This window comes from Tahibacter caeni (assembly GCF_024609805.1).
Classification (GTDB): domain Bacteria; phylum Pseudomonadota; class Gammaproteobacteria; order Xanthomonadales; family Rhodanobacteraceae; genus Tahibacter; species Tahibacter caeni.
Genome location: NZ_JANFVR010000203.1, coordinates 1 through 8850 on the forward strand (window position 1 = coordinate 1; position 8850 = coordinate 8850).

9 protein-coding genes are annotated in these 8850 nt (G+C 69.7%); 7 read left to right on the forward strand and 2 right to left on the reverse strand.

The annotated features are described in order from the left end of the window. Window positions 1–1224 (forward strand): ATP-binding protein (locus NON22_RS15925; protein WP_257387930.1); only part of this gene is annotated, 1224 nt, incomplete at its 5' end. Further along, the gene (locus tag NON22_RS15930; RefSeq protein ID WP_257387937.1) at window positions 1215–1907 is read left to right on the forward strand and encodes a response regulator; all 693 of its coding nucleotides are present in this window, start codon (window positions 1215–1217) and stop codon (window positions 1905–1907) included. The genes NON22_RS15925 and NON22_RS15930, both read left to right, overlap by 10 nt. A 210-nt stretch (window positions 1908–2117) precedes the next feature. Here the strand turns inward: NON22_RS15930 and NON22_RS15935 are convergent, their stop codons facing one another. Further along, entirely contained in the window at window positions 2118–3182 is a 1065-nt protein-coding gene (locus tag NON22_RS15935) for a LysR family transcriptional regulator (RefSeq protein WP_425507988.1), read from the reverse strand. 123 nt (window positions 3183–3305) lie between these two features. Here NON22_RS15935 and aceB point away from each other — a divergent pair, with 123 nt between their 5' ends. The 5 genes from aceB (at window position 3306) to NON22_RS15960 (ending at window position 8017) form a co-directional block, all read left to right on the forward strand. After that, on the forward strand, window positions 3306–4904 hold the full coding sequence (gene aceB, locus NON22_RS15940; RefSeq protein ID WP_257387931.1) for a malate synthase A: 1599 nt from the start codon (window positions 3306–3308) through the stop codon (window positions 4902–4904). Between the two features lie 44 nt (window positions 4905–4948). After that, on the forward strand, window positions 4949–6247 hold the full coding sequence (aceA, locus tag NON22_RS15945) for an isocitrate lyase (RefSeq protein ID WP_257387932.1): 1299 nt from the start codon (window positions 4949–4951) through the stop codon (window positions 6245–6247). Window positions 6248–6492: 245 nt separating this feature from the next. Then, window positions 6493–7107: a hypothetical protein gene (locus NON22_RS15950; RefSeq protein ID WP_257387933.1), complete on the forward strand. Its 615-nt coding sequence runs from the start codon at window positions 6493–6495 to the stop codon at window positions 7105–7107. 10 nt (window positions 7108–7117) lie between these two features. Continuing rightward, the gene (locus NON22_RS15955) at window positions 7118–7474 is read left to right on the forward strand and encodes a gamma-butyrobetaine hydroxylase family protein (RefSeq protein WP_257387934.1); all 357 of its coding nucleotides are present in this window, start codon (window positions 7118–7120) and stop codon (window positions 7472–7474) included. A 108-nt stretch (window positions 7475–7582) separates the two neighbouring features. Then, entirely contained in the window at window positions 7583–8017 is a 435-nt protein-coding gene (locus NON22_RS15960; protein WP_257387935.1) for a hypothetical protein, read from the forward strand. A 45-nt stretch (window positions 8018–8062) separates the two neighbouring features. On the opposite strand, the gene NON22_RS15965 is transcribed toward NON22_RS15960, so the two are convergent. Next, the coding region (locus NON22_RS15965; RefSeq protein ID WP_257387936.1) for a hypothetical protein at window positions 8063–8850 on the reverse strand (788 nt) is incomplete at its 5' end.

The following is an 8850-nucleotide window of genomic DNA, read 5'->3' on the forward strand; positions in this document are numbered from 1 at the left end:
CGGCTGCCCGGCGACGAGGCGCGCAACCGGCCGCCGCCCGACGGCGAAACCCGTCTGCAGCCCGGCGGGGTCGACCGGCCGCCCGGCGAGCCTCCGTCCGGCGGCCCGCCGGGTCCGCCGCCGGGGTCGATCAATGCCGGCGATCGCCTGACGCTCTACGACGAGCAGGACCGGCGCATCGCCGGCAGCCGCGCGAGCGATCCGGCGGCACCGGCGATTCCCGTTCGCGTCGACGGCCGCACCGTGGGCCAGCTGCGCATCGCGCCGCTGCCGATGCTGGCCTCGGAGGCCGAGCGCGTGTTCGCCGAAGGGCAATGGCGCAGCGGTTTCGCGGCGGCGCTGGTCGTGCTGCTGTTCGCGCTGGCGCTGGCCTATGCGCTCGCGCAGCGTCTGCTGCGGCCGATACAGGCGCTGAGCCGGGCCTCGCGCGCACTCTCCGCCGGCGACTACGCCTCGCGCGTCGCGGCGCAGGGCCGCGACGAGATCGCCGGGCTCGCGCGCGACTTCAACCATCTGGCCGGCGCGCTGGAGCAGAACCGCGAAGCGCGCCGGCGCTGGGGCGCCGACCTGGCCCACGAGCTGCGCACGCCGGTCACCGTCCTGCGCCTGGAGCTGCAGACTCTGCAGGCCGGCGTGCGGCAGGCCGACGCCGCGGCGCTCGGCTCGCTGCTCGCCGAGACCGAGCGGCTGTCCGCGCTGATCGAGGATCTCTACGAGCTGTCGCTCGCCGACGCGGGCGCGCTCGAATACCGCTTCGTCGCGGTGGATCTCGCCGAGCTCGCGCGCGAAGTCGTCGACAACCATCGCGGCGGCGCGGCGGCCGCAGGGCTCGCGCTCGAGGAGGATTACGCCGAGGCGCTGCCGCGGCCGCAGGGCGATCCGCTGCGCCTGGCCCAGCTCATCGACAACCTGCTGCTCAACGCGCGCCGCTATACCGATGCGCCGGGCCGCATACGCCTGGCGCTGGTCCAGAGCGCCGGCCAGCTGCAGCTCAGCGTCGACGACACGCCGCCCGGCGTACCGGCCGAAGACCTGCCGCGGTTGTTCGACCGGCTGTTCCGCAGCGAACGCTCGCGTACTCGCGCGGCCGGCGGCGCCGGACTCGGCCTGTCCATCTGCCGCGCGATCGCCGACGCGCACGGCGGTGCGATCCGCGCCGAGCCCTCGCCGCTCGGCGGACTGCGCGTCTGCGTGTGGTTTCCGCTGGCCGGAGCATCGCCGTGACTGCCGTCGCCGAGCTGCTGATCGTCGAGGACGAACCGAAGATCGCCGCGGCCCTGCGCGACTGGTTCGCCGCCGCCGGCTACGCGATACGCCTGAGCGACAGCGGCGACGGCGTCGCCGACGCCGTGCGCGCGCAGCCGCCGGACCTGCTGCTGCTCGACGTGATGCTGCCGGGCGAGGACGGCCTGAGCATCTGCCGGCGCGTGCGCGAATTCTCCGACCTGCCGATCATCCTCGTGACCGCGCGCGTCGAGGAGATCGACCGTCTGCTCGGCCTGGACCTCGGCGCCGACGACTACGTCTGCAAGCCCTTCAGCCTGCGCGAACTCGGCGCCCGTGTGCGCGCGCTGCTGCGCCGCACGCGGCCGGCGGCGCGGCCGGCGGGCGCCGAGGACGAGGTCGTGCTCGACGCCGACCGCTTCGAAGTGCGCGTCGCCGGCAAGGCGCTGGCACTGACGCCGGTCGAATTCCGCCTGCTGCGCCGGCTCATGGAAAAACCCGGCAAGGTGTACTCGCGCAGCCAGCTGCTCGACGCGAGCTACGAGGACCACCGCGTCGTCAGCGACCGCACGGTCGACTCGCACATCCGCAATCTGCGGCGCAAGTTCGGCGAAGTCGGCCAGGATCCGATCGCGTCGGTCTACGGCGTCGGCTTCCGCTTCGAGGTCGGGCGCGACGGGTGAGCGGATGCGGGGCGACGGCGAGGCAGTTTCTTGTTGCGGGCGACGGGGCGGGGAAGAGAAGTGAACCTCGGCCAGTACACGGGCACAGGAACCGCGGGATCGCCGCCTCGAACATTCCGGCCGACGGTCGCGTTGCGGCGGCCCTGGGGAACTTCGCCTCAGGCCCGCGAAACGAGGAACAGCGGTCGATTTCATGGCTGTAGCGAGTGGTCAGCGCTCCGAATGCCCTGCCTCGTCGTAGCCGCCGCGGCCGAACAAGCCCGGACGGATCAGGTCGACGAACGCGCGCGCCTGGGTCGACAGGTATTTGCCTTTGCGCATGACCACGCCATAGCTGCGTTGTGGAAAATACTGGCGCAGGTTGCGCACCTCCAGGCGGGTGCGGTCGAACTCGGTCAGGCAGATGCCGGTCACGATGGAAATGCCCAGGCCCATCGCGACGTATTCCTTGATGACTTCCCAGCCGCCGACTTCGATCGCGACGCGGTAGGGCACGCGGCGCTGCTGGAAGACGAGGTCGACGAGGCGGTAGGTGGTCAGGCGCTGCGGCGGCAGGATCAGGCCGTACGGCGACAGGTCCTCGAGGCGGATGTCGGCCTTGGCCGCGAGCTCGTGGTCGCGCGGCAGGATCAGCATCGGGTCGAACCACTGCACCGGCTCGTAGGACAGGTCGTAGGGCACGTCGAGCATGGAGCCGAACGCGAAATCGACCTGGTCCTGGCGCAGCAGGGCCAGGCCGTCCTTGCCGGTCACGTTGTGCAGCTGCAGCCGCACGCGCGGGTGCTCGTCGCGAAACGCGCGGACCAGCGGCGGCAGCAAGTACTGGATGGTCGAGGCGCCGGCCGCGATCGTCACCTCTCCGGCGTCCAGGCCCTGGAGCTGGCTGCGGAACTGCTGGTCCAGCCCTTCGAGCCCCTCGACCAGCGGCCGCGCGATCTCGTAGAGCATCTGCCCCTCGCGCGTCAGCACGAAGCGCGGCCGCGCGCGTTCGAGCAGGCGCACGCCGAGCTCGGTTTCCAGCGCCGACAGCTGCAGGCTGATCGAAGCCTGAGACAGGAACAACGCCTCGCCGGCGCGCGCCAGGGTGCCGAACTTCACCACGTGGCAGAACGCGCGCAACTGCTTGATGCGGTTGCCTTTGTAGTAGAAGCGCGGGGTGCTGTCGGCGGCGCCGCGCGACTTCAGCTTGCGCCGGGCCGGAGTACCGGCGGCGCTGCCGCCGCGCTTGTCGCCGCGGGGTCGCGGCGCATTCAAACGATCGTTTGATGACGCCATGATTTCAATCACTTGGGTGATATTTAACAACGTCAAATAAGTGCATTGAAATGTTTGGTTTGTCAAATGCTGCGCTGCACGCATAGTCTCCGAGGCCTGAAAGCAGTTAGCACGGAGATGGCGATGGCAGTTGCAGCAGACCGGTTCGGCGCGCCCGCGGTGGAAATCCGCGCCGTCCTCAAGCCCGGCTACGAGCAGATCCTGACGCCGGCCGCCCTGCGCTTCCTTGCTGCGCTGCACCGCCGTTTCGACCCGCGCCGGCGCGAACTGCTGCAGGCCCGCGCCGCGCGCCAGGCCCGCTTTGATGCCGGCGAGCTGCCGGACTTCCTGGCCGAGACGCGCGCGATCCGCGAATCCGACTGGACCGTCGCGCCGATCCCAGTCGCCCTGATCGACCGCCGTGTCGAGATCACCGGGCCGGTCGAACGCAAGATGATCATCAACGCGCTGAATTCCGGCGCGAAAGTGTTCATGGCCGACTTCGAGGACTCCTCGGCGCCGACCTGGGACGTCATGCTCGACGGCCAGATCAATCTGCGCGACGCCGTCGACGGCACCATCGAGTACCGCTCACCCGACGGCCGCGAATACCGCCTGAAGCCCGACACCGCCGTCCTGATCGTGCGGCCGCGCGGCTGGCATCTGGCCGAGAAGCACGCGCTCGTCGACGGCGAGGAAATGGCCGGCGCGCTGTTCGACTTCGGCCTGTTCGCATTCCACAACGCGCAGGCGCTGCAGGGCCGCGACCGCGGTCCGTATTTCTACCTGCCCAAGACCGAGAGCCACCGCGAAGCCGCGCTCTGGGACGAGGTCATGGGCTTCGCCGAGGCCGAGCTCGGCCTGCCGGCCGGCTGCATGAAGGCGACCGTGCTGATCGAGACCCTGCCGGCCGTGTTCGAGATGCACGAGATCCTGCATGCGCTGAAGACGCGCATCGTCGGCCTGAACTGCGGCCGTTGGGATTACATTTTTTCCTATATCAAGACTTTCCGCGCACACCGCAGCCACATCCTGCCGGAGCGCGGCCAGGTCGGCATGACCGTGCCGTTCCTGAAGGCTTACTCGGAGCTGCTGATCCAGACCTGCCACCGCCGCGGCGCGTTCGCGATGGGCGGCATGGCCGCGCAGATTCCGATTTCCGGCGACGCCGAGGCCAACGAAGCCGCGCTGGCGCGCGTGCGCGCCGACAAGCGCCGCGAAGCGACCGCCGGCCACGACGGCACCTGGGTTGCGCATCCGGGCCTGATCCCGGTCGCGCAAGCCGAGTTCGACGCGCTGATGCCGGGCGCCAACCAGTTGATCAAGCGCCGCGACGACGTCAAGGTCACGCGCGACGACCTGATCCTCGCACCGCCGGGCACGATCACGCGCGCCGGCTTCCTCAACAACATCGACGTCTGCGTGCGCTACCTCGCCGCCTGGCTCGACGGCCTCGGCTGCGTGCCTATCCATCACCTGATGGAGGACGCCGCCACCGCCGAGATCTCGCGCGCGCAGCTCTGGCACTGGCTGCATCACGAAGGCCTGACCCTCGACGACGGCACGCCGCTGGACTTCGCGCTGTTCGACGACGCGATCCAGACCATCGCCGAACGCCTGCCCAAATCCGGCCTGCCGGGCCAGGAACGCCTGCCGCAGGCGGCCTGGATGCTGGCCGAGCTGACCCATGCGCGCCAGCTCGCCGACTTCCTGACCGTGCCGGCCTACGCGCTGTTGCCGTAACCCGTACTCCGCCCACCCTCCGCACCACGACAAGGTTGATGAACATGAAGAGCACTTTCGCGACCGCCGAGCAGCTGCAGCAGGACTGGCAGAACAACCCGCGCTGGGCCGGCGTCACGCGCAACTATTCCGCCGCCGACGTGGTGCGTCTACGCGGCACGGTGCCGATCGAGCATTCGCTCGCGCGCCTCGGTGCGGAGAAACTCTGGAGCCACCTGCACAAGGAGCCGTTCGTCAACGCGCTCGGCGCGCTGACCGGCAACCAGGCCATGCAGCAGGTCAAGGCCGGCCTCAAGGCCATCTACCTGTCGGGCTGGCAGGTCGCCGCCGACGCGAACGTCGCCGGCGAGATGTATCCGGACCAGTCGCTGTATCCGGCCAACTCGGTGCCGCAGGTGGTCAAGCGCATCAACAACACCCTGCTGCGCGCCGACCAGCTGCACCACGCCGAAGGCAAGGACGAGATCGACTGGCTGCAGCCGATCGTGGCCGACGCCGAGGCCGGCTTCGGCGGCGTGCTCAACGCGTTCGAGCTCATGAAGGCCATGATCGAGGCCGGCGCGGCCGGCGTGCACTTCGAGGACCAGCTCGCGAGCGTCAAGAAGTGCGGCCACATGGGCGGCAAGGTGCTCGTGCCGACGCGCGAAGCCGTCGAGAAGCTCAACGCCGCGCGCCTGGCCGCCGACGTCATGGGCGTGCCGACCATCCTCGTCGCGCGCACCGACGCCGAGGCTGCCGACCTGCTGACTTCCGACGTCGACGACAACGACAAAGCCTTCTGCACCGGCGAGCGCACGGTCGAAGGCTTCTTCCGCACGCGCCCGGGCATCGACCAGGCGATCAGCCGCGGCCTGGCCTATGCGCCGTACGCGGACCTGGTCTGGTGCGAAACCGGCAAGCCGGATCTCGCGTTCGCGAAGAAGTTCGCCGAGGCCATCCACGCCAAGTACCCGGGCAAGCTGCTGGCCTACAACTGCAGTCCGAGCTTCAACTGGAAGAAGAACCTCGACGACGCGACCATCGCGAAGTTCCAGAGGGAAATCGCGAACTACGGCTACAAGTTCCAGTTCATCACCCTGGCCGGCTTCCACTCGCTGAACTACTCGATGTTCAACCTCGCCTACGGCTATGCGCGCAACCAGATGAGCGCGTTCGTCGAGCTGCAGGAAGCCGAGTTCGCCGCCGCCGAGCGCGGCTTCACGGCGGTCAAGCACCAGCGTGAAGTCGGCACCGGCTACTTCGACGCGGTGACCCAGGCCATCCAGAACGGCCAGTCCTCGACCGTCGCGCTGAAGGGTTCGACCGAGGAAGAGCAGTTCCACGGCAATCGCCACGCGGCCTGAGGCGCCGGCGCCTCGGCGCGGCGCACCGGCAACCCGACAACAACGGAACACGGGCCGGCTCGGCCGATACGGCCGAGTCCGCTGTGCCGTTCCGAAGCGGTTCTCCTGGGGAGGAGAGGAGTACGCCGGACCCGATCGCCGGATCGGGTCCGGCCGTACTTTTTGCGGCCTTTCAAAGCCGCGGCGCGCCCCCAGATAACGCGCCGTGAACCCGGCTCCGCGCCGGGTCGGCTACAATTCCGCCCATGACCAATATCGTGAAATTCAAGGCGCGTGGCCCGCGCGCCTACCTGCGTGAGGCGCAGGAGCAGCACATTCCCGTCCGGCTCAAGCGCGAAGGCATCGATCCGGGCTGGGTACATGGCATGATCGTCGACGTTTCGGCAGATTTCGTGCTGATCGCTGAAATTTCGGACTCGATGCGCTACGACGGCTATCTCGTGATCGCGCTCGGCGACGTCAGCCATGCCGAAGAAGATCCGTCCCGCGAGTTCGTCGACAAGGCGCTGGCCCTCAACGGCGAGACCCTGACTCCGCCGGCCGGCTTCCCGCTCGACAACTGGGCCAATGTCGCCCGCGCGGCCGCGGCGCTCGCGCCGGTGATCTCGGTCAACATGCTCGACGAGGAAACCGGCGAAGCCAGCTACATCGGCAAGCTCGAGAACGCCGGTCCCGAAGTGCTGACCCTGCGCGAGATCGATCCGAACGCGCGCTGGTACCCGGACGCCGGCGACTACGAATACGACGACATCGGCTCGATCGGCTTCGGCACTTCGTACATGTACACGCTGTACCGCGTAGCCGGCGAACCCAGCGGTCCGCCGCAGGAACCGCGCCTGCACAGCACCGATCCGCGCTGAGCGCGCATCGATGAGCGCCACGCCGCGGCCCACCGGCATCGTGCTGCACCGCGCCTCGCACCTGCTCGAAGTCAGCTTCGAGTCGGGCGAGGTGTTCCGGCTGCCCTGCGAATACCTGCGCACTCATTCGCCGAGCGCCGAAGTCCAGGGCCACGGCCCGGGCCAGCGCGTGCTCGTGGCCGGCAAACGTCACGTCAACATCGACGCGATCGAACCGGTCGGCCACTACGCCGTGCTGCTGCGCTTCGACGACGGGCACCAGACCGGCATCTTTTCCTGGAGCGTGCTGCACGAGCTCGGCCGCGAACAGGACACGAACTGGGCGGCCTACCTCGCCGCACTCGAGCAGGCCGGCCTGCAGCGCTGATTCCGGCCCAATTCCGGATTCCCGCAACGCCGCCGCCGCGGCACCCTCTTCCCCGGCGCCGCGAGACGCGGCACAAATAGGCCTGTGCCGGCGATGCGGGGGAAAGCGATGCGCGCAAGCCATGCCTGGATCCGGAATGCCGCTGCCGCCGCGCTCGCGCTGATGGCCGGCGCGGCGATCGGCTCGCCGCCCGCGCGGACCGAATTGCGCATCGAAGTGCGCCAGCCCGACGGCGCCCGCGCGATACTCGCGCGCCAGCTCGACCTGCACGAGGAACCCGCCTACGGCGTCAGCGCGGTCAGCGATACGCATCCCGAAGCGCTCGGCGCGCCGCTGCCGCCGCAACCGCCGGCCGCCGCCGACTACCCGCCCGGCGCGGTGCAGCTCGAATTCGTGCAAAAGCGCGGCGTCTGGGTGCGCACGACCACGTTCACGCGCCGCGCCGACGGCGCCTGGCAGCTCGCCAGCGACCAGCTCGACAACCCGCGCGACAAGGCCACCTTGAGCAAGCCGCTGGTCGGACCGATACGGCCGGTGGAATAGGCGCGGCCGCCGTCGTGCGGCCGGACGGCCCTGCACGGCTTTCGACTAGTTGCCCGCCCGCCGGTGCTTCAGCGCCTGCTGCCACAGCGCCGTGATCTGCGCCTGCAGCGCGGCGGCTTCGCGCGGTCCGACCGGTCCGACGATGCCGTAGTCGCCGCTGCGCAGCTCGACGGCGTCGACCGCGACACGCGCGAGCAGCAGGCGCATGAACTCGGCGCCGAGGCCGAGCTTGCGCAGGTGGTCCTGGATGCGCAGCACGCGCAGGACCCCGCGGTCGACGACGGCGATGCCGAGCGTGCTGTCATCGAGCGGCTGGCTCGTACGCGCCAGCACCTGCTGCCACTCGAGCCGCAGCGCGAACAGCCGCGGCAGCGCGGCCGCGTCGGCAGACACGCCGAGCGCGGCGGACAGCAACAGGCTCTGCTCGACGTGGTTGACGATGCCGGCCACGGCGAGCGCCTCGATCTGGGCACGCCAGTCGCGGCCGCCGCCCGGCGTCAGTTCGTCGACGCGAACGGCGTCGTTGATCCGCGGCAGGTCCAGGCGCATTTCGCAGAACGCGACGAAGCGCGCGCCGTAGGTCGGCGCGCTCGCGGCCCAGGCGATGCGGAACATCGGCGCCCAGCTCCAGTGGCGGAACACGTTGATCCAGCCGCGATTGTCCGGATGCTCCCAGGTCCTCTCCAGGTCGAGGTCGTGATAGACCGACTCCATGAGCTGCATGAGCTCCTGGCAGAAATAGAAGCAGTTGCGGAACGCGTCGCCGGTCGGCAGGCGCGTGCGCCGCTGGTACGGGCTGGCGGCGGCGTCCGCCGCACGCGCGCCGGCGCTTC

Coding starts and splice junctions, on each gene's coding strand:
- NON22_RS15950 (WP_257387933.1), top strand. CDS start 6,493: ATGACCAATATCGTGAAATTCAAGGCGCGTGGCCCGCGCGCCTACCTG.
- NON22_RS15960 (WP_257387935.1), top strand. CDS start 7,583: ATGCGCGCAAGCCATGCCTGGATCCGGAATGCCGCTGCCGCCGCGCTC.
- aceB (WP_257387931.1), top strand. CDS start 3,306: ATGGCAGTTGCAGCAGACCGGTTCGGCGCGCCCGCGGTGGAAATCCGC.
- NON22_RS15935 (WP_425507988.1), bottom strand. CDS start 3,182: ATGGCGTCATCAAACGATCGTTTGAATGCGCCGCGACCCCGCGGCGAC.
- NON22_RS15955 (WP_257387934.1), top strand. CDS start 7,118: ATGAGCGCCACGCCGCGGCCCACCGGCATCGTGCTGCACCGCGCCTCG.
- aceA (WP_257387932.1), top strand. CDS start 4,949: ATGAAGAGCACTTTCGCGACCGCCGAGCAGCTGCAGCAGGACTGGCAG.